The organism is Vibrio sp. 10N.222.46.A1 (assembly GCF_041473595.1).
GTDB lineage: Bacteria > Pseudomonadota > Gammaproteobacteria > Enterobacterales > Vibrionaceae > Vibrio > Vibrio tasmaniensis_A.
Genome location: NZ_JBFRSN010001242.1, coordinates 1 through 459, shown reverse-complemented (window position 1 = coordinate 459; position 459 = coordinate 1). Strand labels below are relative to the sequence as shown.

General features: G+C 42.9%; 1 protein-coding gene. It reads right to left on the bottom strand.

The features are described 5' to 3' along the window. On the bottom strand, positions 1-459 hold a 459-nt coding region (locus tag AB4496_RS25595; protein WP_372132652.1), incomplete at both ends, for a tetratricopeptide repeat protein.

The window sequence follows — 459 nt, the reverse complement described above, 5'->3', positions numbered from 1 at the left end:
ATCACGTACAAAGCCTTGCGACTGAGATGAGATCCCAACTCTAACCAATGCTCCTTGGTATGATTGCTTTGCAGCCATGAAATCAAGCTGACGTTCTTGCTGAATCGCTAAACCTAACCACCAGCGAGCATTATCTGAATCGACCTCAGTCAATTTTTGGTAGCTCTCTAGCGCAATATCTTCTTGCTGAGACTTTTGACTTAATGCAGCGCGCATTGCTAAGTAGTCTTGAGTTGGACTAGGTGGTAAGTGTATTAATGGGCTCAAAGCAGCTTCCGCTTGATTGGCTTTCACAAGTAGCTTCGATAAACCTAGGCGCAGTTTTTCACTGTTGATATTGAGTTTGATACCCGACTGAAATAACTCATACGCTTTGCGAGTATCACCTTTACCAAAATAGAGAATTGCTAGTTTCTGACGGACATCTTCATTTCTTGGATCATAACGAAGCGCTTCGTT